This window comes from Paraburkholderia sp. SECH2 (genome assembly GCF_030464795.1).
In the GTDB taxonomy this organism is placed as follows: Bacteria; Pseudomonadota; Gammaproteobacteria; order Burkholderiales; family Burkholderiaceae; genus Paraburkholderia; species Paraburkholderia aspalathi.
In genome coordinates this window covers 33,264-55,112 of sequence record NZ_JALPRH010000009.1, presented here as the reverse complement: position 1 = coordinate 55,112, position 21,849 = coordinate 33,264, and the positions used below count along the sequence as shown (strand labels likewise).

Genomic DNA, 21,849 nt, shown 5'->3' with positions numbered 1-21,849 from the left:
CCGTCCGTGCCGACGTCACGCTGGGTTTTCACCCGGCAACGGAGAAGGCGCATGAAATCCGCAAGTGAGGTGGTGTATGTGGTCGACGACGACAGGCGGGTGCGTGAAGCACTCACCTCGCTGCTGCGTGCAAACGGAAGAGATGCCCGCGCATTCGATTCCGGCACGGAGTTTCTGGAAACACCGCGTCAGAATACTGTTTCATGTCTGATTCTGGATTTGCGAATGCCTGGCATGGGTGGGCTGGAAGTTCAGAAGCTCGTCAGGGACTCGCAGATTCCCGTCATTTTCATTACAGGCAAGGGCGATGTGCCTTCCACAGTGCTCGCCATGAAGGGCGGCGCGGTTGATTTCCTCACCAAGCCCCTCGATGAAGATGAGTTGATGCGCGTGGTGGCTGCGGCGCTCGCAAGGGCGCACGTTCTTCGCAAGGAGGCGGACGATGCGGCGCTGCTCCATGCGCTTTATCAAACGCTGACGCCGCGTGAGCAGGAGCTCCTGCCGCTGCTCGCCAGTGGTCTGCTCAACAAGCAGGCGGCGGCAGTACTTGGGATTACCGAATACACGGTGCAGGTTCATCGCGGCCACATCATGAGAAAGATGCGAGCGGATTCGTTTGCCACGCTGGTCAGGCAGGCGGGCAAACTGCAGCTCGAGACGTCGCCCATAACCACTTTCTGCGCCTGACGCCAACGCCAATTCGGTGTTGGACTCGATGACCGGAGAAAAAAAATGTCCACGCCTCCGGTTCGAACCGTGGCCGTGATTGATGATGACCGACGCGTTCTGACGTCTCTGGCGAACCTGCTGGCCTCCGGCGGGTACGGAACACGGGCGTACGAATCCGCTCTGGATTTTTTTGCCGATGGCTACGCGGGTCTGGTATGCGTTATTACCGATCTGGGAATGCGGCCCATTGACGGCATTCAGGTGCTCGATAGAACGGTTCATTCAGGCGCCGCCACGCCGGTCATCATTATCACGGGCAAACCGAGCCAGCATACGGAAGACTACTATCTGCGCAGAGGCGCATTAGGTTTCTTCCGCAAGCCTGTTGATGGAAACGCGTTGCTGGACATGCTGGATAGCATTACCTGATAACGGCGCTCAGGCCTCCCCAACCAGCTCGCGATGTAATGCCATGAATTCCAGAGCAAGCTTATGTCGCGGATCGAGGTGAACCATCGGTTTGGCATGCTGATGCGATTCGCGAATCCTCACCGAAGAAGACAATCGGGACTCCAACACCGGCAAGCCCTCGCCGACCAGTTCCTCAACCAGCTGGAGCGGCAGGCTCGCGCGCGGCTGAAACTGGTTGATCACAATCCCTTCGACTTCCAGATCGGAATTATGGTCCTGCTGAATTTCCTTAACGTTGTCGAGCAGCGTATAAAGCGCGCGACGAGAAAAATCGTCACAGTCGAACGGGATCAGGCAGCGTTCGACCGCAATCAATGCGGAGCGGGTATAGAAATTCAGGGCCGGCGGCGTGTCGATATAAATCGCGTCGTACTCATCCAGTTCATTCAGCGCGTCGCGTAGCTTGTAGATTTTGTAGCGCGATTCGAGCTTGCCGTGCAATGCGTCAAGCTCCGGATGAGAGGGCATCACGTCGAGATTCTCGAACGGCGTGGGATGGATGAAGGTCGAGACCGGTGTGGGCTTGAAACTGAAACTCAGGGCCGTTTCGAAGAAGTCCGCCACGCTTGGCTTGAGGCCGCTCGCCTGTTCGCCGAGAAGGTATTGACTGGAATTGCCCTGAGGATCGAGATCGATGACCAGGGTGCGCATGCCCTCGCTGGCGCTGATCGCCGCCAGGTTGCATACGATGGTCGATTTACCCACGCCACCCTTCTGATTGAAGACGACACGCCGCATCTGGTTTGCCCCTTTTTGCGAGAACTGGCGAAAACTTGCGAAAGGCACAGCTTACCCTGGCGGAACCCCTCTTAGCCCGGCCTCAACGGCCGTCCCCGCGCCGCGGCCCTTGCTCCGCGGTCACTTCCTGACAGTTCCCCTGTTCGGGGGATGGCTCCCCCTTGGCAAACACCCGATGATGGCTTCACTCGGGATGCCACCGTGCGCGACAAGCACCGACTGACCTGTGTCAGCCCGACCCATTTCTCGACTTGAGGAGACGTAGATGCAGGACGCCGTGCAGGGATCGATGCCATCCCCTTATGCCTACCCGCTGCTGATCAAGCAACTGCTGCATACGCCGTTCGTTCAGGCGCCGGATCAGGAGATCGTGTACCGCGGCCAGCTGCGGATGACCTATACCACGCTGAGAGAACGCATTGCGCGACTGGCCAATGGCCTTCACGAGCTCGGCGTACGGCACGGCAGCACCGTGGCCGTCATGGACTGGGACAGCCACCGCTATCTGGAATCGTATTTTGCGGTGCCGATGATGGGCGCCGTGCTTCAGACGGTCAACGTGAGGTTGTCGGAGGCGGAGATCGCCTACACGATCAACCACGCCGGCGCCGAGGTGCTGTTCGTCCACACCGATTTCCTGCCCGTGGTCGAAGCGATCAAGGACCAGCTCGAAACAGTCCGCACCTTCGTGTGGATCGACGAGCCGGGCAGTGAAGCGAGCGCGCACACCATTGCATTCGCCACCGAATACGAGGCGATGCTTGAAGCGAGCGCGACGAGCTACGACTTCCCCGACTTCGACGAGAACACCCGGGCCACCACCTTCTACACGACGGGAACCACTGGCCTGCCCAAAGGCGTGTACTTCTCGCATCGCCAACTGGTTCTGCACACCATCACCTTGATGGGGGCGCTGTCGAGCCCGGTATCGGGACAACGCTTTCATCGCGGCGACGTCTATATGCCGCTCACGCCGATGTTCCATGTGCACGCATGGGGCATGCCCTACATCGCGACGGTGATGGGCGTGAAGCAGGTCTATCCGGGCCGTTATGTGCCCGATCGTCTCGTGCAACTGATTCGCGAAGAAGGCGTCACGTTTTCGCACTGCGTCAGCACGATCCTGCACATGCTGCTCTCGTGCGATGACGCGAAGCACGCGGACTTCAGCAAATGGAAGGTCATCATCGGCGGCGGCGCGTTGCCGCACGGTCTCGCGCGCGCCGCGCTCGACCGCGGCATCGACGTCTTTACCGGCTATGGCATGTCCGAGACCGGTCCCGTGTTGAGCCTCGCGCAACTTCCGCCTAACACCGGGCCGCTCGATCTTGAAGAAGAGGTACGCCTGCGTTGCAAGACCGGTTTCCCCGTTCCGCTCGTCGACTTGCGCATCGTCAACGAGGACATGGAAGACATCGTGCACGACGGCCGGGCCTACGGCGAGATCGTCGTGCGTGCGCCGTGGCTGACGCAGGGCTATCTGAACAATCCGGATGCATCCGTGCAGCTCTGGACAGGCGGATACCTGCATACGCAGGACATCGCGAACATCGACGCGACCGGCAACATCCAGATCACGGACCGTATCAAGGACGTCATCAAATCGGGCGGCGAGTGGATCTCTTCGCTCGAAATCGAAAGCCTGATTTCGCTGCACCCGGATGTCTCGGAAGTCGCGGTGATCGGGATCAAGGACGAGAAATGGGGCGAACGGCCAGTTGCGCTTGTGGTTCTGAAGGCGGGCGCTGCAGTTACCGAAGACGACGTCAAAGCACACGTCATGGGATTCACCAAAACCGGACGGATCTCGAAGTACGCGGTGCCGCAGATCGTCAAGTTCGTCGACGCGCTGCAGAAGACGAGCGTCGGCAAGATGAACAAGAAGTGGTTGCGCGAACAGTTCGCCTGACCCGTCGCAAGGAGCAAACACGATGAGCATCAAAGGATATAGCGTCGCCACGATTGACGACTTCGTTGGCCGCGAATTGGGCGTGTCGGATTGGGTTGTCGTCGATCAGGCACGTATCGACGCCTTCGCGGCCTGCACGGGCGACAGGCAGTGGATTCACGTGGATCCTGAGCGCGCGAAACGCGAAAGCCCGTTCGGCGGCACGATCGCACACGGCTATCTGACGCTATCGCTACTGGCGTCGCTCGCGATCGAGATCGGACTCATTCCTGAGGACGCATCGGCTGGGTTGAACTACGGGCTGGACAAGGTGCGCTTCATGACACCGGTGAAAGCGGGCGGGCGAGTGCGAAACCGCGTGACGCTGATTTCGGTGGAAAAGAAGGGCGGCGGCCGGATCATCGTGAAGACGATGAACGAACTGCAGATCGAGGGCGAGGAGAAGCCGGCGCTCATTGCCGAGACATTGGCGATGCTGGTCTCGCAAACGTAAGCAGCACTGTTGACGAAACGGACAGGGATGTTAGAGGAGCAGCAAGATGGCGGCAAATGACGACAGCAAGGCACGCAGCGAGCAGACGAACGACCTTGCGGCGTCTGCCGCGGAAGGCATGCTCGGACCGAATCCGTTCGTGGGATTGCGGCCGCAAGACATTATGGCAACCGCGCAGCAGATCGGCACCCAGGCGCTGCGGCAACCCACCTTGCTCATGGAGCAGGAGGCGGCGCTCGTCCGCGACCTGATCGCCGTGCTTGGCGGCAGCGCGGACAGTACGCCGCCTCAGGGCGACAAGCGCTTCACCGACCCGGCGTGGCAGACCAATTCGCTTTACCGCATGACGCTGCAAGCCTACGTGGCGTGGCGTAGCGCGTTGACAGGGTTTGTCGACCGCTCCGCGCTTGACGCGAAGAGCAAGGAACGCGCGCAGTTCGTGCTGTCGCTCTTCACCGACGCGCTGTCGCCGACGAACACGCTGCTTGGCAATCCGGCTGCGCTGAAGAAAATCATCGATTCGGGCGGCGCCAGCCTGCTTGGCGGCATGCGCAATCTCGTGACGGACATGGTGCAGAACCAGGGGATGCCCGCGCAAGTCGACCGATCGGCGTTCAAGGTGGGCGGAAATCTCGCCACGTCGCCGGGCTCGGTGGTCTTTCGCAATGAGGTGCTCGAGCTGATCCAGTACGCGCCGGCCACCGACCATGTGTATGCCCGCCCGCAGCTGATCGTGCCGCCTCAGATCAACAAGTTCTACGTGTTCGACCTGTCCGAAGGCAAAAGTATCGTCGACTATCTGGTGAAGAGCGAGTTCCAGGTCTTCATGGTGAGCTGGCGCAATCCCACCGCCGCGCAGAGTCACTGGGACCTCGATACCTATGTGACGGCGCTACTCGAAGCGATCACGGCCGTGCGCGACATTACCGGCAGCGACGACGTCAACCTGCACGGCGCCTGCTCGGGTGCGATGACGATTTCGGCGCTTCTCGGCCACCTCGCAAGCCGGGGCGACACGAGCGTCAATGCCGCCACGCTGATGGTCGCGGTGCTGGACAACACGGCTGATTCGCAGCTCGGTCTCTTTGCAACGCCGGAAGCGATCGCGGCCGCGAAGCAGAACAGCACATCGAAGGGTGTGCTCGCCGGTGAAGAAATGGGCCGCGTGTTCGCGTGGATGCGACCCAACGATCTTGTCTGGAACTACTGGGTCAATAACTATCTGCTCGGCAAAGCGCCGCCCGCGTTTGACATCCTGTATTGGAACAACGACGCGACCCGGCTGCCCGCGGCGATGCATGGGCAACTGCTCGATATCTTTACGGGCAATTTGTTCAGCAAGCCGCGCGCGCTGACGGTGCTGGGTACGCCGATCGATCTCTCGGAAGTGAAGTGCGACAAATACGTCGTCGCGGGCATGACCGATCACATTACGCCGTGGAAGGGCGTGTACAACACGGCGCGCACGTTCGGCGGCAAGACGCGCTTCGTGCTGAGTTCGAGCGGTCATATCCAGAGCCTGATCAACCCGCCAGGCAATCCGAAAGCGAAGTTCTTTCTCAACAGCGATTTGGCCGCCACTGCCGACGCATGGCTTGCCAATGCCCAGGCTGAAAAGGACTCGTGGTGGGCGGACTGGCGCACATGGCTCGCCGACCATTCCGGCGAGCGGCGTGCCGCCCCGGCGGCAGTAGGCAACAAGCAGCACCCCGCGGGCGTGGAGGCGCCGGGAACGTATGTCATGGAGGCCTGAGGTACATGCCCTGGTGCACGCATTGACCGCACCGTAGTCAACATTTTCTTAACGTAGTTTCAATGGAGTATTGATGATGGATTCAACCAATTTCAACAGCATTTTCGCCGAGTATAAAAAGGTCGTTGGCCAGTTCAAGCTGCCCGGCATCGACGTGGGCGCACTCCTCGAATCGCGCCGCAAGGACGTCGAGGCGATCGTCGAAGCCAACACGACCGCGCTGGCAGGCGTGCAGTCGCTCGCCCAGAAGCAGTCGGAGATTCTCCGCACGACGCTGACCGAGGTGCAGTCGCTCGTCAGCCGCGTTGCCCAGTCGGGCGGCCAGCCGGCGGCCAATACGGGTGAAGTGGTGCAGCAGGCGTTGAACAAGGCGCTGGTGGACATGCAGGAACTCGCGGACACTGCGTACCGTGCGCAGGCCGACAGCGTCGCCGTGGTCACCAAGCGCGTCGCCGAGCACGTCGAGGAACTGAAAACGCTCCTTCAGCCGAAGAAGTAATGCCGAAGAAGTCATACGACACTGCCCATGCGGCATGCCGACGCGTCGAATGAAGCGTCCTTTCAGAAGATGATCCGGAAACAAAAAATGCACACGAACCCCGAGTCTCTTTGCAGCATGGAAATCCAGATGATCGATCTGGACGGTCAGACACTGCGTGTCGCAACCTGGCGCGGCAGCGATGCGTCGCCGCCGCTCCTTATCTTCAACGGCATCGGCGCCAACCTTGAACTGGTGGAGCCGTTTGTCACGGCGCTCGAAGACGTGAGCGTCATCATCTTCGACGTTCCCGGCGTCGGCGGTTCGCCCGCGCCGGTCGTGCCGTATCGTTTTTCGACGTTGTCCGTGCTGGCGGACAAGCTGCTGACGCGGCTCGGTTATGAGGGAGCCGTCGACGTGCTCGGCGTTTCGTGGGGCGGCGCGCTGGCGCAGCAGTTCGCGCATCTGTACCCGGAGCGCTGCCGCAGGCTCATTCTCGCGGCAACCTCACCCGGCGTCATCATGGTGCCGGGCAAGCTATCGGTCTTGTCGAAGCTGATCGGGCCGCGCCGCTATACCGATCCCACCTACCTGCAACAGGTGGGCGCGGATATCTACGGGGGCGCTTACCGGCGCGATCCGTCGTTGCTGAAGGCGCATAGCCGGCATATTCAGCCGCCGCGCGGCCGCGGCTACCTCTATCAGCTACTGGCGGCTACGGGCTGGAGCAGTCTGCTGTGGCTCGGTGCATTGCGCCAGACGACCCTGGTCATGCACGGCAACGACGACCCGATCGTGCCGCTCACGAACGCTAAGATTCTCGCGGCCCGTATCCCCAATGCGACGCTCTATGTGATCGATGACGGTCACCTGTTTCTCATCTCGCGCGCGACTGAAGTCGCGCCGGTAGTGCGCAGGTTTCTACGGCAGGAGGCGAGTTGAGTTTCTCTGCGCACGGTAGCGATGGCGAGCGGGCGGCCATTGCGAATGCACACGAAGACCGCGAGACAAGCGGCTTGACGCGCATGCGGCGAACGGCGACCTGCCTGCTCGTCTGCATGATTGCGTTGCTGTTCGCGTGTGTTGCCTGGCAGGCGGAGCATGCATGGCTTGCGTGGCCGCGAGCGTTTGCGGAGGCCGGCACGGTCGGCGCGATCGCGGACTGGTACGCCGTCGTCGCGCTATTCCGCCGTCCTTTAGGGCTGCGGATTCCGCATACGGCCATCATTCCGCAAAACCAGCAACCCATCGCTGAAAGCCTCGGCAAGTTCGTCGAGGAAAATTTTCTGACGCCGGAACTCATCGTCGACAGGCTTAGCGGCCACGATGCCGCGCAGGCGCTCGCCCGTTGGCTGGAGCAGCCGGCGAACAGCCGCGGGGTGGCCGATATCGTTGCGGATGCCGTGGCAGGATTGCTCGATGGCATTGACGAAGCGGATGCGCAGTGGTTTTTCGACCGTCTGGTGATACCGCAGTTGCGTACGTTCGATGTATCCCGAGTAGCCGGCGACGTCATCAAAGTACTGACTGAAAGCGAGCGGCATCAGCCGTGGCTGGTTCGCGGACTTGAAGTGCTGGAGAAATGGCTCACGGCGAACGTCGGCATGATCAAGGCCAAATTCAGCGAGGCCTCGAGATACACGCCCGCGCAGCTTGACACGTATATCGTCAGTAAATTTATCGAGGGCATCGTTGCGCTCCTCCGTGAAGTGGCGGCGAATCCGGATCACGAACTGCGCCACCAATTCGATGAGGCCCTGGAGGGCCTGAGCGTGCAGTTGCAAACATCGGCCGTGCATCGACGTTTCGGCAAGTCGCTGATGCGTGACTGCATCCGTTATTTCAGGCATGCAGACCACCATCGCGTGCTGCTGGAGCGTTTGCGCATGCGTGTGATCGCCGATCTCAGTCACGAGCAATCGGCTGTGCGCGACGCCATGACGAGCATGCTGGCTTCGCTCGGCAAGCGGATCAGCCGTGAACCCGCGGTTCAACACAAACTGAACGCGTGGTGGCTCGCGCTTGCGCGCGAACTCGTCGTGCGCTATGGGCGCCAGCTCTCCGTGCTGATCACCGAGGTCGTAAAAGGCTGGAATGCGGATGAAGTGAGCCGGAAGATCGAGGCGGAAATCGGCCGTGATCTACAGTACGTGCGGATCAACGGCACATTCGTGGGTGGCATGGTCGGCGTGCTGATTCACGCCGCCACGCTTATCGTCATGCGTTAAGACGTACGTGCGTCAGCCGGTCGCTACCAGGCCCAGCGCCTGCGCGCGGGCAACGGCGTGTGCGCGCTTGTCGACATCGAGTTTCACGAAGACGTTCTTGACATGAGTCTTGACGGTCTCAGGCGCAATCCCCAAGGTGCGCGCGATCTCCTTGTTCGACTGCCCTTGAGCAATCAGCTCGACGATGCTGCGCTCCCGCGCGCTCAACGGCTCGCGCTCCATGTCGCGCCTCGGCGTGACGGGCTCGTAGAGCGCTCGCCAGCCGTCCAGCAGACGATCGATATAAGCGACGATGTCCTTCGTCTGCGGGGTGGAGCGCGTGTCGTCGCGAACCGCCTGTAGGAGCGGCCCGATTTCGGGCCCCTGGTCGAGAATCGAGCGGTAGATACCGCTATTGGCGCTCAGGACTTCGCGAAAGATTTCGACGGCGCGGGCCTGGTTGTTCGCGCGCAACCAGATCAGCGCGATCACGGTGCGCAAACGCAGCGCGAGATAGTCGCCGTGCCGGCTTTCGACGCCCTGCAAAGCGGATGTCAACGCCTCAAGGGCTTCTTCGGTCTGGTTCCTGGCGATCGCCACCCAGGCTGCCGCGATCGCGCGGTAGGTTTCAATCTCCGGCGAAACGGCATGCTCAGCGGGACAATGGGCGTCTGCCAACTGGTCCAGTTGCACGACACAGGCCGACGCTTCCGTCACTCTGCCTTCAGCCAGATAGAGCCGTCCGCGCTCGACGAGAACACCAGCAATCAGCCGGTCCCAGCGGCGTGCGTAACCGAGGGCCTGCGCCTGATCCAGCAGCGCATAGGCTCGCTCGGCGTCGGAACGCGCGATAGCGATCCGGACCAGCACGCGGTAAGCGATCAAGGTGCTATCGAGCAGCACCGCCAGGTCGATCACCGGCATGAGATCGACCAGCAACGCCTCCGCCTCATCGAGCCGTCCCTGCTCGTACCAGATCTGCGCAATCATGGGCGCGCACAAAGCGGCCGAGATGGATTTCGGACCGGCATGGCGCTCGGCGAGCTGGATCGACTCGGTGAAATAGCGCTCGGCGAGCGTGAAGTGCATCTGCTGCATCTCCGCATGGCCGAGCAGGCATAGCCGGTAGACCGAGGCGAACACGTTGCGCTGGTCTTCCTCGAGCGAATAGGGGATCCACGGTGTCGCGTACAGTGCTTGCAGATTGCCTGATTTCCAATGCGCGAAGCGTACGACGTTGGAGACGACGTTGGTGGTCCAACTATCTGTCGACGACCGTTCAAGGCACGCCTGCGCGATCGCCAGCGCGCGCGGCGCGTCGTCCTGCAGCGCGGCCACCACTGAGCGTATCGCCTGGCACTCCCAGCGAATGTTGTCGGCGGTGTCGCTCGAACCCGGTCCCGTGTCGCGCTCGATCTCATCGAGGATCGCAAGCGCTTCGTCAAAACGCATCGCCAGCGCCATCCCCCATGCAATCGCGAGCGTGATCGTGACCTGACCGCGCATCAGATGCGCCGGGAACTGCCGTTGCCAGCCGAGCAGCGTGAGCAGGTCGCCCTTCGTGACGAGCGCCATTGCGCAGTGAGCCATCAGGGAGACAGCGTCTTCCGTATCGCCCGCGGCGATCGCGTGCTTGACGGCGTCGGTCCAGCGCGACTCTTTGGCGTACCACTGGCACGCACGACGATGCAGGCTTACCACCTGATCGGGATTCTGGGTTTCGAGCCGCTTATGCAGGTACTCGCCCATGAGATGGTGATAGCGGAACCAGCGTCCGTCGATATCGAGCGGTTCGAGCAGCAACTGGCGTGCGGAGATCGCATCCAGCATGCCTTGTGCCGCCGCCATGCCGGTTACCGCTTCGCATAGCGGTGCGGTCAGACGGTCGAGTATCGACGTGCGCTGCATGAACTCGACCATCTCGGCCGGCAAACGCTTGAGCATGTCTTCAAGGTACGCAGCGAACGGCCGGGACGCGCCGGACGGCGCGCTCACGTCCCAATCCGGTTTGCCTTCGTCACGCGATAGCACTGAGGCCGAAATGCGCAGCGCCGCAGCCCAGCCTTCCGTGCTCGCGAACAACGATTTGACGCGGGCAGCGCGCAGCTCGCCTGGGCATTCGTGTTCGACAAAGCTGCGCGTTTCGTCGAAGTTGAAACGCAGTGTCGACGCGTCGATTTCCAGAAGCTCGTTGCCCGCTCTCAGATTGGCGAGCGGCAGCGGTGGATCGGTGCGCGTGCAGACCACGACATGCACGTTCGAGGGTGCATTCACGATGAAGTACGACATGGCGTCGTGAATGGCGGGCAGGCTGATCAGGTGATAGTCGTCGACGAACAGATAGACCTCGTCGTCGACGTCGACGAGTTCGTTGATCAGCGTCGATACCACTGAATGCGCCGGTACGAGTGACGCCTCGGTAGTCAGGCTGACCGCGGACATGCCGACGCTTGTACAGGCGTTGCGCAATGCCTGCGCCAGATGATGGAAGAAGCGCGCGGGTTCGTCGTCTTCCGTGTCGAGCGAGAGCCACGCGACATAGGCGCCGCTTGCATTCAGCCCGTTGAGCCAGGTAAGCGCCAGCGATGTCTTGCCAAAACCGGCGGGCGCCTTGATGACCGTGAGCCTTTTGTATTCCGCTTTCCCGGCAAGAGAGACGAGGCGCGGCCGATCTATCAGTCCGGCGGGCAGGCGCGGCGGAAACACCTTGGTTGCGAGAAAGAGAGGCGGCCTGATCGGGGACGGCGCTTCTATCACGTGCATTAGTTGCTCCGGGCGTTCGGGTTGACCCTGGCTGCCATTCCCCCTCCATGCAATCGCGTTCCCCTGTACGGGGGATGTTGCATAGCGTCGCGCCGGGACACCATGGATTCCATAGAAATCATACGCCCAACCACCTCGCAGGAGGAGACATGTCAACCGCAACGAATCACATTGCAGCGCACAAACTCGGTCCGCTCGGCGCGCAGCCCGAACTCTCCGAGATGAACCAGATGGTCCAGCAGAGCGTGCATCGATACGCAGAAGAAGTCATGCGTCCGATCGGCGTCAAGCTCGATCGCATGACACCCGAGGAGGTGATCGCCAAGGGCTCGCCCTATTGGGAGGCGCGCGAGAAGTTCGTCGGGCTCGGTTTCGGGGTTGATGGGCTGCTCGAGCTCGAACCCGCCGAACGGGCGACGACGATGAGCATCCTGTTCGAAGAACTCGGCTGGGGCGATTCAGGACTCGCGATCACCTACGGCGCAGGCTTGCTGCCCGCACTGATGAGCGCCGTGTCCGGCAACCCGTTTTGCCGTGCGCTCGCACCGGACGAGAAGCTCGGCTGCTGGGCCATCACGGAACCCGATCACGGCTCCGACATGCTCGACGCCAACGGCATGATCTTTCATCCGCAGGGCTCGTACGGCCGCCCAAACTGCGTGGCGACGCTGCGCGGCGACGAGGTGATCATCAACGGGCAGAAGTCGGCGTGGGTGTCGAACGGTATCGCCGCCGACGTGTGCATTCTCTATTGCGCGGCGGACAGCGGCAACGGCGCCGACACGAAACGCGGCGCGGTGGTGATCGTGCCGCTCGACGCCAAAGGCGTCTCGCGCGGCAAGCCGCTCGACAAGATCGGCCAGCGCGCGCTCAACCAGGGCGAACTGTTCTTCGAGAACGTCACGTTGTCGAAGGAGCACCTCCTCGCCGGTCCCGACCAGTACGTCGACGCGGTCTATGCGATCCACACATTCGCCAACGCGATCATGGCCAACGTGTTTGCCGGCACTGCGCGCGCCGCGTTCGAGCTCGCACTCGCTTACGCGCATGAACGCAAGCAGGGTGGTCTGCCGATCATCCGCCATCAGTCGGTCGCGTCACGGCTCTTTCATATGTTTCGCAAGGTCGAGGCCGCCCGTGCGCTCGCGCAGCGTGTCGTGCACTACAACTTCACCGCGGCGCAGCCTTCGCTGCACGCGGCGATGACGGCGAAGGTCACCGCGACCCAGACCGCATTCGAGGTCGCCAACGACGCGCTGCAGATCTTCTGCGGCAATGGGCTTACCCGCGAGTATCCGATCGAAAAGATCTGGCGCGACGCACGCGCTTCGATGATCGAAGACGGTTGCAACGAAGTGCTGGCGATCAAGGGTGGCTACTACCTGATCGACCCCGAGCTGCTTTGAACGGCACGACGCGTCCACGCAATCCTATGACAACCTGAAGGAGACGACGAAATGGCAACGACATACGAAGTGGTCCTCTATGGAGCGAGTGGCTACACCGGGAAGCTCACGGCATGGAAGCTCGCTGAACGCGGCATTCCGTTCATTGCCGCCGGGCGCAGCAAGGAGCGGCTCGAAGAAGAACTCGCGAAGGTGCCCGAACTCGCGGGACACGACTATCAGTGCGTGGCGGTTCAGCACGAGACAGGGGCGCTCACCGAATTCTTCAAGGGCAAGAAGGTGGTGATCAATATCGTCGGGCCGTTCATGCAGCTCGGGCGCCCGGTGGTCGAGGCGAGTCTCGCGGCCGGTTGCAACTACTTCGACACCACCGGCGAAACCGACTGGATGTCGCTGTTGAAGCGCACGTATGGCGAGTCCTTCGCGGCCCGCGGTCTGGCGCTGTGCCCCGGCAATTCGTACATGTGGGCCGAAGGCAATCTCGCGGCGGAGATCGCCCTGGAAACTCCGGGAATCGACACGCTCGATGTGCTCTATCTCGGCGACTCAGAAGTGAGCGTCGCCTCGACGATGTCGTTTCTGCGGATGTGCACGCAGCCGCAGTACTACCTGCGCAACAAGCAACTGGTGCAGTGGCCGTGGGCCACGCCGTATCAGGTTCACGTGCCGGGTGAACACATGCTGCTGAATGCGTTGCCATGGAGCGGTGGCGGCGAGCCGGTCTGGTACCAGGATGACCCGCGCGTGCGCAACTGCCAGACGCTCGTGTCGTTCAGAAATCAGGAACGCTTTCTCGCGGTGGTCGGCCTGCTGAAGAAATTCGAGGAAGAGTGCCGCCACCTCGATCCCGCCAAACAGGAAGAGGTTACCAACGAGTGGGGAAAGGCCGTGACGCAGGTCGAGCCTCCGCGCGAAAACCCGGACGTGAATCGCTGCACGTTGTCGTGCCAGGGGCGCGGCAATACGAATTCCGTCAGCGTGATTCTGCGTGGCAATTCGCCCTATGCGCAAACCGGCGTGCTCGGAGCCGAGGCAGCGCGACGCGTGCTGCGCGGGCAATTGCACGCAGTGGGTTTCGTTTCGCCGGCGCAGGCGTTCGGCGCGCGCAACCTGGTCGCGGCGCAGGCCGAGGAAGGTTACCTCGCCTATGAGGTCAAGAGCGTTTGACGACGAATCGGAATGCTCGCGCCGGCGGCTTGCGGCGCGTTCCCCCTCGCGGTGGAGATCGATATGGGTAACGAAGTGTATATCGCGGGCGTCGGCATGACGCCCTTCGGCAAGCATCTGGAAACCAGCGTGAAGCAGCTCACGCGCGCGGCAGTGGAAGACGCCCTCGCGGATGCAGGCTGTGACAAGTCGCAGTTGCAGGGCGCGTTTTTCGGCAACTCCACGCAGGGGCACATGGAAGGCCAGCACATGATTCGCGGCCAGCTTGCGCTGCGGGCGATGGGCATCGACAAGGTCGCGGTGATCAACGTCGAGAACGCCTGTGCGAGCGCGAGCACCGCGTTTCACCTCGCGGTCAACTACGTGAAAGCCGGTGCCGCCGACATCGTGCTCGCAGTGGGCGCCGAGAAGATGTTTTCCACGGACAAGGCGCGCACCTTCAGCGCCTTCGACGGTGCGTGGGATGTGCATGACACGGAGAACGGCAAGCGCCGGTTGCTCGAGATGGGCGAGGGCATCGAGCCGCCAGAGGGCAGCGTCTCGACGAAACCGTACAGCGTGTTCATGGATATCTACGCGTCGATGGGCCGGATGCACATGCGCGAATACGGCACTACCCAGCGGCAGTTTGCCGCCGTGTCGGCCAAGAACCACGGACATTCGGTTCACAACCCGCTCGCGCAGTACCGGCAGGCTTACTCGATCGACGAGATTCTCGGCGCACCGCCGATCACCTATCCGCTCACCCTGCCGATGTGTTCGCCCGTCAGCGATGGCGCGGCCGCGGCGATCGTGTGCAGCGAAGCCGGCCTCGCGCTGTTGCGTGGACGGCGCTCGCGCGCCATTCGTGTGCTGGCGTCCGTGCTGCAAACGGGCAGCGACCGGCCGGCCACGGCACTCGACCGGCATCTGGTCCGGCAGGGCTCGTTGCGCGCGTATGAGCAGGCGGGCGTCGCGCCGCAGGATGTCTCGGTCGCCGAGGTCCACGACGCGACGGCGATCGGCGAAATCATCCAGTCCGAAGTGCTTGGGTTGTGCGAGCCGGGCATGGGCGGGGTGGCTGCCGAACGAGGCGAGACGACGATAGGCGGGCGGATTCCGATCAATCCGTCGGGCGGCCTCGAATCGAAGGGGCATCCGATCGGCGCGACAGGACTCGGCCAGATTTACGAACTGGTGACCCAGTTACGCGGTGAGACGGGCGCTCGCCAGGTGGAGGGCGCGCGCATCGCGATCGCGGAGAACGGCGGCGGACTGTGCGGCGTGGAAGAGGCCGTTGCCAGCATCACGATTCTCGGACGCTGAGGCTGCATCGTGAAAACACGCGTGAAGCCGCACGTGAAGCCGCGACAGATTTCGCGCACGCGCAAGACCGAATCGCATCTGCAAGGAGAGAGGGCGCCATGAGCACCACACCCGAAACCACGTTGGCCGCGTTGCTCGCCAACCGTGTCGAGACCATGCCGGATCTCGACGTGCTGACCGTCGAAGGCGCCGGCGTGCGGCCCGACGAGGTGCGCACTTACCGGCACCTATGGGAGAACGGCCAGCGGCTCGCACAGGTTTTGATCGATCAGGGCCTGCAACCCGGCGAGCATTTCGCGCTGCTGATGGCCAATCACGCGGAATTTATCGACGCAATGGTCGCGGCCTCGATTTCGGGCACGGTGTTCGTGCCGATCGATCCGCGCGCACGCGGCGAGAAGCTCGCCTTCATGCTCGACAGCCCGGGCTGCCGCGGCGTTATCGCCGCTGACTACGCGCTCGACAACCTGCTTGCCGTGCGCGCTTCCCTCCCCAAACTGTCCTGGGTGATCGGCCTGGAAACGGACGAGGGCGCGAAGCCGCTCGCCGATTTCCCCGGCGTGTTGTCGTACCACGCGTTGCTGCCGGAGCGGGTGCCCGAATTGCCGATCGTGGCCCCCGATCCCGACAGCGCGATGCAGTTGATTTTCACGTCCGGCACCACCGGCGATCCGAAGGGCATCGTCATGACGCATCGTCGCTACTGCGGCACCTCGGCGGCAGTGTCGGCGCTGTTTGGCTACGTGCCCGGCGACCGGCCGTATTCGGGCCTGTCGCTCACGCACGCCAACGCGCAGATCGTGACGCTGGGCGCCTCGCTCACCGCCGGCATGCGCGCCGTGCTGTCGCGCCGCTTTACGAAGTCGCGTCTGTGGGACATCACCCGCAAGTACCGCTGTACGACGTTCACGCTGCTCGGTGGCATGACCACGGCGGTCTATAGCGAGCCGAACAAGCCCGATGACGCGGACAACCCCGTGCGCTTCGTGATATCCGCAGGGATGCCGGCGGCGATCTGGAAGGACTTCGAAAAACGCTTCGGTATCCAGATCGTCGAATTCTACGGCGCGGCGGAAGGCGGGATTACGGTCAAGCCGCTCGGCGTCGGCCCGGTGGGCAGTATCGGCAAGCCGGCGCCGATTCTCAGGCATCGCATTGTCGACGACGACGGCAACGACTGCGCGCCCGGCGTGCCCGGCGAACTGCTGTTCCGTCCGGCCGACGGCTCGCCGTTCAAGGTCGAATACTTCGGCAATCCGGAAGCGTCGGCGAAGAAGTGCAGGGACGGCTGGCTGTACATGGGCGACGTCGTACGCGAAGACGAGAACGGTTGGCTCTTCTTCGAATACCGCAAAGGCGGCGGCATTCGCCACAACGGCGAGTTCATCAATCCGGCGCCGATCGAGAAAGTGATCGCCGAATCCGGTCTGGTCGAAGACGTCTACGTGTACGGCGTGAAGGCCGCGTCGGGCGCGCCCGGCGAAAAGGATGTGGTCGCGGCGGTGGTGCCCAAGGACGCAGCCCGTTTCGACCCACAGCAGATATTCCGCGCATGTCGCGCGAAGCTGGAAGCGAGTTCGGTCATCTCCTGGTTGCAGGTGGTGCCCGAGATCCCGAAGACAGCGTCGGAAAAACCGCTTGAACGCTATCTGGTCGACATGTTCGACGGCCAGCGTAACAGCGTGTTCGCCGAGACGCCGTGACGGTGTGACGGTGTGACGGTGTGACGGTGCGCGGCAAACCCTAAGCAATTTTCAAATGGAGTAGGCAATGAAAGTACTTGTTCCTGTCAAGCGCGTCGTCGACGCGAATGTGAGGGTCCGCGTCAAGGCCGACGGCAGCGCCGTCGACATTGCCAACGTGAAGCTCTCGATGAACCCCTTCGACGAAATCAGTGTTGAAGAGGCCGTGCGCCTCAAGGAAGCCGGCGTCGTGAGCGAAGTGATCGCGGTTTCGTGTGGCGTGCAGGCGTGCCAGGAAACGCTGCGCACCGCCCTGGCGACGGGCGCCGATCGCGCCATCCTCGTCGACACGGACGTGGAGTTGCAGCCGCTTGCGGTCGCGAAGCTGCTGAAGGCGCTAGTGGATAAGGAGCAACCGCAACTGGTGCTGCTCGGCAAGCAGGCGATCGACGATGACTCGAACCAGGTCGGCCAGATGCTCGCGGCGCTGCTCGGCTGGCCGCAGGCGACGTTCGCTTCGAAGGTCGCGATCGAAGCGGGCAAGGCCACGGTCACGCGCGAGATCGACGGCGGCCTCGAAACGATCGAAGTCGATCTGCCGGCAGTCATTACCGCCGATCTCCGCTTGAACACGCCGCGCTACGCCACGCTGCCCAACATCATGAAGGCGAAGAAGAAGCCGCTCGATGTGGTGACGCCGGACGCGCTCGGTGTCGACGTCAAGCCGCGACTCACTACGCTCGGGCTCGCCGAGCCCGCCAAACGCGAGGCAGGCATTCGCGTCGCCGATGCAGCCGAACTGGTTGACAAGCTGCGCAACGTCGCCCACGTCATCTAACACAAGGGGAGAAAAATGCCCGTACTCGTTATTGCTGAGCACGACAATCAGACGCTCAAGACAGCGACCCTGAACGCCGTTACCGCCGCCGCCCGACTCGGCGACGATATTCATGTTCTCGTGGCCGGCTCGCAAAGCGCGGCAGTCGCCGAACAGGCGGCCCGCATTGCCGGCGTCACGCGAGTTCGTTTCGCCGACGCCGCGCACTACGGCCATGCGCTGGCCGAGAATCTGGCGGCGCTCGTCGTGAAGATCGCGGCTGACTATAGCCACGTGATCGCACCCGCTACCACGACCGCGAAGAACGTGATGCCGCGTGTCGCTGCGTTGCTCGACGTGGCGCAGATCTCCGAGATCAGCGCCGTCGAATCCGCCGATACGTTCGTACGCCCCATCTACGCGGGCAACGTGCTGGCAAAGGTGCGAAGCGCCGACCCGATCAAGGTGATTACCGTTCGCACGACGGCCTTCGCGGCCGCGCCCGCCGAAGGGGGTGCCGCCGCGATCGACGCGTTGGAGCCGGCTGCCGAGGTTCCAGGCTCGCGCTTCGTGAGCCACCAGCTCACCCGCTCGGAACGCCCGGAATTGACGTCCGCGCAGCGCGTGATCTCCGGCGGCCGCGGCATGGGGTCCGGCGAAAACTTCGCGCTGATCGATGACATTGCTAACAAGCTTAACGCGGCGGTCGGCGCATCGCGCGCCGCGGTCGATGCCGGCTTCGCGCCCAACGATTATCAGGTGGGTCAGACCGGCAAGGTCATCGCCCCGCAGTTGTATATCGCGGTCGGCATCTCCGGCGCGATCCAGCATCTGGCCGGGATGAAGGACTCGAAGGTGATCGTCGCGATCAATAAGGACGAGGAGGCGCCGATTTTTCAGGTCGCCGATTACTGGATCGTGGGCGACCTCTTCAAGGTGTTGCCGGAGTTGTCCCGCGAACTGGACAAATTACAACGGGCTTAATGCGGGAGCACATGATGAGCACTTATATTGCGCCGCTGCGCGACATGCGTTTCGTGATGACGGAACTGGCGGAACTCGGCGAGTTGTCTTCGCTGCCGGGCTACGAGGAGGCGACCCCGGAACTCGCCGAGGCGGTACTCGAGGAGGCCGCAAGACTTGCGACTGAAGTGCTTGCGCCGCTCAACAAACCGGGCGACGAACAGGGCGCGCGGCTGACGCCTGACGGCGTGGTGGCCGCCGACGGTTTCTCTGCTGCCTACGGGCAGTTCGTTGCCGGCGGTTGGAGCGGCCTGAGCGGCGACCCCGAGTTCGGTGGCCAGGGCCTGCCCGAACTCCTGCAGGCGGCAACCGTGGAGATGTGGAACTCGTCGAACATGGCGTTTGCGCTGTGTCCTCTGTTGACCGCCGGCGCCACCGAAGCGTTGCGGCAACATGGTTCGGACGAGTTGAAAGCACGCTATCTGCCGAAGATGGTTAGCGGCGAGTGGACCGGCACGATGAACCTGACCGAGCCGCAAGCCGGTTCGGACCTCGCCGCCGTGCGCACCAAGGCCGTACCTGATGGGGATCACTATCGCCTCTCCGGCCAGAAGATTTTCATCACGTGGGGCGATCACGACATGACGGATAACGTGATTCACCTCGTGCTGGCGCGCACGCCCGACGCGCCCGAAGGCGTGCGCGGCATCTCGCTGTTCCTCGTGCCGAAATTCCTGCTCAACGCCGATGGATCGCCGGGTGCGCGCAACGACGTGCACTGCGTGTCTCTCGAACACAAACTCGGCATTCACGCGAGTCCGACCTGTGTGATGAGCTTCGGCGATCAGGGCGGGGCGATTGGCTATCTGGTGGGGCAGGAGAACAAAGGCCTCGCGCATATGTTCACGATGATGAACGAGGCGCGCCAGAAGGTGGGTATCCAGGGGCTCGCGATCGCGGAACGCGCTTATCAGCAGGCCCGCGAATATGCGAAGGAACGCGTTCAGGGACGTCTCGCATCGAGCAAATCGGGTGGCGCGGTGGCCATCATTCATCACCCGGATGTGCGGCGCATGTTGATGACGATGAAGTCCCAGATCGAAGCGATGCGTGCCTTCGCATACGTGATGGCGGCGGACATGGACCGCGCGCACCGTGATTCGGACGCCGGTGAGCGCGCACGTCGCCAGGTGCGTGTCGATCTTTTGATCCCCGTGTTGAAGGCATGGTGCACGGAGTTGGGCGTCGAGATCGCGTCGACGGGCGTGCAGGTGCACGGCGGGATGGGTTACATCGAAGAGACGGGCGCATGCCAGTTCCTGCGTGACGCACGGATCGCGCCGATCTATGAAGGCACCACAGGCATTCAGGCGGCGGACCTTGCCGGTCGCAAGCTCGCGTCAGATCAGGGCGCAGGGATGGCTGAGCTTGTTGCGGAGATACGTGAGGCCGCGCTGGAACTCACGCGCAGCACGGATACGGAAGTGGCCTCTGTGGGCACGGCGCTCGCGGCCGGTGTGCAGGCGCTTGAAGACGCCACCGCCTGGATGCTGCAAGCCCTGGCGACTCAGCCCGATGCCGCGCTTGCCAGTTCCGTCGACTACCTGATGCTCACCGGCTACGTGTGCGGCGGCTGGCAGATGGGGCGCGCAGCGCTCGTTGCGTCGGTGAAAAGCGCAGCGAATGAGGATCCGGACTTTCATCGCACCAAGCTCGCCACCGCGCGCTTCTACGCCGACAAGATCCTGCCCAAAGCGAATGCGCTTCTGGAAGCGATCCGCAACGAGGCGTCGGGCGGGTCGAACCTCCCAATCGAGCAGTTCTGAGCGGCGCTGCAAGAGGTGCTGCGAGAGCCGGTGTCGATGCAAAACTATTGATATGTAATACGAAATAAAGTGGAGGGGATATGTTTAAAAAACTTGCATGCCTTGCGTTAATACCAGGCGCGATATGTACCAGCAACGCGATGGCGCAGAGCGCCGGCAGTCTCATCACCAGCGCGGGTGGCGTTTGGCTCGACTTTGCCCCGTCGTCCGCCACCTCGCTGCAGAGCAGTTCGGCTTTGGGCACCTTCACGTCAACGGGCACGGGTGGTCAGATACATAACACGTTCACCCTGGAGCTCTCGAACACGTATTTCGTCACGGACAACATTGCCGTTGACCTGGCGGCGGGCATACCACCCAAGCTCCAGCTCTTTGCGCAGGGCAACGCCGCACCATTCGGCGCCGGCGGGCCAAAGCTCAATCTGGGGAATCTGCAGCCGCTCGCTACCACCCGGTCGTGGTCGCCCATTCTGTTCCTGAAGTATTTCTTCTTCGACGCGCAGGCGAAGCTGCGTCCGTTCGTCGGTGTCGGCGTGAACTACACCTGGTTCTCGCATACCAATCTCAACTCGACATTCGGCGGCGCGTTGCAGCAGATTGCAGGGCCGGGGGGGCAGGTGACGGCATCGCTCAGTCCGTCGTGGAATCCCGCGTTCGTCGCGGGTGCGTCTTACAACATCAGCAAGAACTGGTACGCGACCGCGTCGGTGACCTATCTGTCTCTCAAGACAAATGCGACGGTCAATGCCGTGGCTGCCAACGGTCAGACGGTGTTGTCGAACAAGACGCGCATCACGGCGGATCCGGTGATCGTGTTTCTTGGACTGGGATACCGGTTTTAGCGGGATTGGCGGGCAGATGCTCTGGTTGTGGCCGCTCTGTGCGGTCTTCGGGACGAGCGCTGCGTTCAGAGGTGCGCTTTGCCAGCGCCGGTTTCGTTTCCGGTCTAACCGGGGTGCGAGATGCGTTGAAGTCACGGAAGAGGGCGCTGCGGCGCCTTTTTTTCTCGTGTGCCGGACATGCGTGCTCAAAAGCCTGGGCATTTCCCTGCGTCGGCCAGTACTTCCTGCAGTTGAGCGATTCCACGTTGTCAGCGATACTGTATGAATGTACAGTATCGTGCGTGGATGGCCAGTGAGTGCAAGTTCATTGGGCGTGAACGGGCGCGGGAACATGGGGGTGTGCTGAACCTCGCCTCGCCC

General features: G+C 62.4%; 18 protein-coding genes. 16 read left to right on the top strand and 2 right to left on the bottom strand.

The features are described from left to right. Positions 1 to 51: 51 nt before the first annotated feature. Both M0D66_RS17235 and M0D66_RS17230 read left to right on the top strand, forming a co-directional pair. Positions 52 to 687 (top strand): response regulator transcription factor, encoded by a 636-nt coding sequence (locus M0D66_RS17235; protein WP_200621913.1) that lies wholly within the window; start codon positions 52 to 54, stop codon positions 685 to 687. 45 nt (positions 688 to 732) lie between these two features. After that, the gene (locus tag M0D66_RS17230; RefSeq protein WP_093639870.1) at positions 733 to 1,098 is read left to right on the top strand and encodes a response regulator; all 366 of its coding nucleotides are present in this window, start codon (positions 733 to 735) and stop codon (positions 1,096 to 1,098) included. A gap of 9 nt (positions 1,099 to 1,107) precedes the next feature. Here the strand turns inward: M0D66_RS17230 and M0D66_RS17225 are convergent, their stop codons facing one another. Next, a complete protein-coding gene (locus tag M0D66_RS17225) occupies positions 1,108 to 1,878 on the bottom strand; it encodes a ParA family protein (protein WP_211705415.1) in 771 nt (256 codons plus the stop codon). A gap of 265 nt (positions 1,879 to 2,143) precedes the next feature. Between M0D66_RS17225 and M0D66_RS17220 the strand changes: the two genes are divergently transcribed. From M0D66_RS17220 to M0D66_RS17195, 6 genes are all read left to right on the top strand, one after another. Then, complete coding sequence (locus M0D66_RS17220; protein WP_093639865.1) at positions 2,144 to 3,787, top strand: fatty acid--CoA ligase; 1,644 nt, start codon at positions 2,144 to 2,146, stop codon at positions 3,785 to 3,787. 22 nt (positions 3,788 to 3,809) lie between these two features. After that, positions 3,810 to 4,280: a MaoC family dehydratase gene (locus M0D66_RS17215; protein WP_093639862.1), complete on the top strand. Its 471-nt coding sequence runs from the start codon at positions 3,810 to 3,812 to the stop codon at positions 4,278 to 4,280. 46 nt (positions 4,281 to 4,326) lie between these two features. Further along, positions 4,327 to 6,033 carry an alpha/beta fold hydrolase gene (locus M0D66_RS17210; RefSeq protein WP_211705414.1) on the top strand — a complete coding sequence of 569 codons (1,707 nt, stop codon included), beginning with the start codon at positions 4,327 to 4,329 and terminating at the stop codon, positions 6,031 to 6,033. 76 nt (positions 6,034 to 6,109) lie between these two features. After that, positions 6,110 to 6,532, top strand: a complete 423-nt coding sequence (locus tag M0D66_RS17205; protein WP_093640219.1) for a phasin family protein — start codon at positions 6,110 to 6,112, stop codon at positions 6,530 to 6,532. Positions 6,533 to 6,619: 87 nt separating this feature from the next. Beyond that, positions 6,620 to 7,453 (top strand): poly(3-hydroxyalkanoate) depolymerase, encoded by an 834-nt coding sequence (gene phaZ / locus M0D66_RS17200; protein ID WP_200621909.1) that lies wholly within the window; start codon positions 6,620 to 6,622, stop codon positions 7,451 to 7,453. After that, positions 7,450 to 8,739, top strand: coding sequence for a DUF445 domain-containing protein (locus M0D66_RS17195; RefSeq protein ID WP_211705412.1), 1,290 nt, complete (start codon positions 7,450 to 7,452; stop codon positions 8,737 to 8,739). Before phaZ ends, M0D66_RS17195 begins: the two co-directional genes overlap by 4 nt. A 12-nt stretch (positions 8,740 to 8,751) precedes the next feature. On the opposite strand, the gene M0D66_RS17190 is transcribed toward M0D66_RS17195, so the two are convergent. Beyond that, a complete protein-coding gene (locus M0D66_RS17190; RefSeq protein WP_211705410.1) occupies positions 8,752 to 11,481 on the bottom strand; it encodes a LuxR C-terminal-related transcriptional regulator in 2,730 nt (909 codons plus the stop codon). A gap of 149 nt (positions 11,482 to 11,630) precedes the next feature. On the opposite strand from M0D66_RS17190, the gene M0D66_RS17185 reads away from it, so the two are divergent. The 8 genes from M0D66_RS17185 (at position 11,631) to M0D66_RS17150 (ending at position 21,489) form a co-directional block, all read left to right on the top strand. Then, entirely contained in the window at positions 11,631 to 12,887 is a 1,257-nt protein-coding gene (locus M0D66_RS17185) for an acyl-CoA dehydrogenase family protein (RefSeq protein ID WP_200654255.1), read from the top strand. Between the two features lie 51 nt (positions 12,888 to 12,938). Further along, on the top strand, positions 12,939 to 14,054 hold the full coding sequence (locus tag M0D66_RS17180; protein ID WP_093639847.1) for a trans-acting enoyl reductase family protein: 1,116 nt from the start codon (positions 12,939 to 12,941) through the stop codon (positions 14,052 to 14,054). Between the two features lie 63 nt (positions 14,055 to 14,117). Next, positions 14,118 to 15,359, top strand: coding sequence for a thiolase family protein (locus M0D66_RS17175; protein WP_211705408.1), 1,242 nt, complete (start codon positions 14,118 to 14,120; stop codon positions 15,357 to 15,359). Between the two features lie 98 nt (positions 15,360 to 15,457). After that, on the top strand, positions 15,458 to 17,062 hold the full coding sequence (locus M0D66_RS17170; protein WP_266211070.1) for an AMP-binding protein: 1,605 nt from the start codon (positions 15,458 to 15,460) through the stop codon (positions 17,060 to 17,062). Positions 17,063 to 17,129: 67 nt separating this feature from the next. Continuing rightward, positions 17,130 to 17,879: an electron transfer flavoprotein subunit beta/FixA family protein gene (locus tag M0D66_RS17165; protein ID WP_200621904.1), complete on the top strand. Its 750-nt coding sequence runs from the start codon at positions 17,130 to 17,132 to the stop codon at positions 17,877 to 17,879. Positions 17,880 to 17,894: 15 nt separating this feature from the next. After that, entirely contained in the window at positions 17,895 to 18,842 is a 948-nt protein-coding gene (locus M0D66_RS17160) for an electron transfer flavoprotein subunit alpha/FixB family protein (RefSeq protein WP_211701294.1), read from the top strand. Between the two features lie 14 nt (positions 18,843 to 18,856). Then, positions 18,857 to 20,647: an acyl-CoA dehydrogenase C-terminal domain-containing protein gene (locus tag M0D66_RS17155; RefSeq protein ID WP_266211069.1), complete on the top strand. Its 1,791-nt coding sequence runs from the start codon at positions 18,857 to 18,859 to the stop codon at positions 20,645 to 20,647. A gap of 140 nt (positions 20,648 to 20,787) precedes the next feature. Further along, positions 20,788 to 21,489, top strand: a complete 702-nt coding sequence (locus M0D66_RS17150; RefSeq protein WP_234488057.1) for an OmpW family protein — start codon at positions 20,788 to 20,790, stop codon at positions 21,487 to 21,489. Positions 21,490 to 21,849: the final 360 nt, after the last annotated feature.

Coding starts and splice junctions, on each gene's coding strand:
- M0D66_RS17235 (WP_200621913.1), top strand. CDS start 52: ATGAAATCCGCAAGTGAGGTGGTGTATGTGGTCGACGACGACAGGCGG.
- M0D66_RS17230 (WP_093639870.1), top strand. CDS start 733: ATGTCCACGCCTCCGGTTCGAACCGTGGCCGTGATTGATGATGACCGA.
- M0D66_RS17225 (WP_211705415.1), bottom strand. CDS start 1,878: ATGCGGCGTGTCGTCTTCAATCAGAAGGGTGGCGTGGGTAAATCGACC.
- M0D66_RS17220 (WP_093639865.1), top strand. CDS start 2,144: ATGCAGGACGCCGTGCAGGGATCGATGCCATCCCCTTATGCCTACCCG.
- M0D66_RS17215 (WP_093639862.1), top strand. CDS start 3,810: ATGAGCATCAAAGGATATAGCGTCGCCACGATTGACGACTTCGTTGGC.
- M0D66_RS17210 (WP_211705414.1), top strand. CDS start 4,327: ATGGCGGCAAATGACGACAGCAAGGCACGCAGCGAGCAGACGAACGAC.
- M0D66_RS17205 (WP_093640219.1), top strand. CDS start 6,110: ATGGATTCAACCAATTTCAACAGCATTTTCGCCGAGTATAAAAAGGTC.
- phaZ (WP_200621909.1), top strand. CDS start 6,620: ATGCACACGAACCCCGAGTCTCTTTGCAGCATGGAAATCCAGATGATC.
- M0D66_RS17190 (WP_211705410.1), bottom strand. CDS start 11,481: ATGCACGTGATAGAAGCGCCGTCCCCGATCAGGCCGCCTCTCTTTCTC.
- M0D66_RS17185 (WP_200654255.1), top strand. CDS start 11,631: ATGTCAACCGCAACGAATCACATTGCAGCGCACAAACTCGGTCCGCTC.
- M0D66_RS17180 (WP_093639847.1), top strand. CDS start 12,939: ATGGCAACGACATACGAAGTGGTCCTCTATGGAGCGAGTGGCTACACC.
- M0D66_RS17175 (WP_211705408.1), top strand. CDS start 14,118: ATGGGTAACGAAGTGTATATCGCGGGCGTCGGCATGACGCCCTTCGGC.
- M0D66_RS17170 (WP_266211070.1), top strand. CDS start 15,458: ATGAGCACCACACCCGAAACCACGTTGGCCGCGTTGCTCGCCAACCGT.
- M0D66_RS17165 (WP_200621904.1), top strand. CDS start 17,130: ATGAAAGTACTTGTTCCTGTCAAGCGCGTCGTCGACGCGAATGTGAGG.
- M0D66_RS17160 (WP_211701294.1), top strand. CDS start 17,895: ATGCCCGTACTCGTTATTGCTGAGCACGACAATCAGACGCTCAAGACA.
- M0D66_RS17155 (WP_266211069.1), top strand. CDS start 18,857: ATGAGCACTTATATTGCGCCGCTGCGCGACATGCGTTTCGTGATGACG.
- M0D66_RS17150 (WP_234488057.1), top strand. CDS start 20,788: ATGGCGCAGAGCGCCGGCAGTCTCATCACCAGCGCGGGTGGCGTTTGG.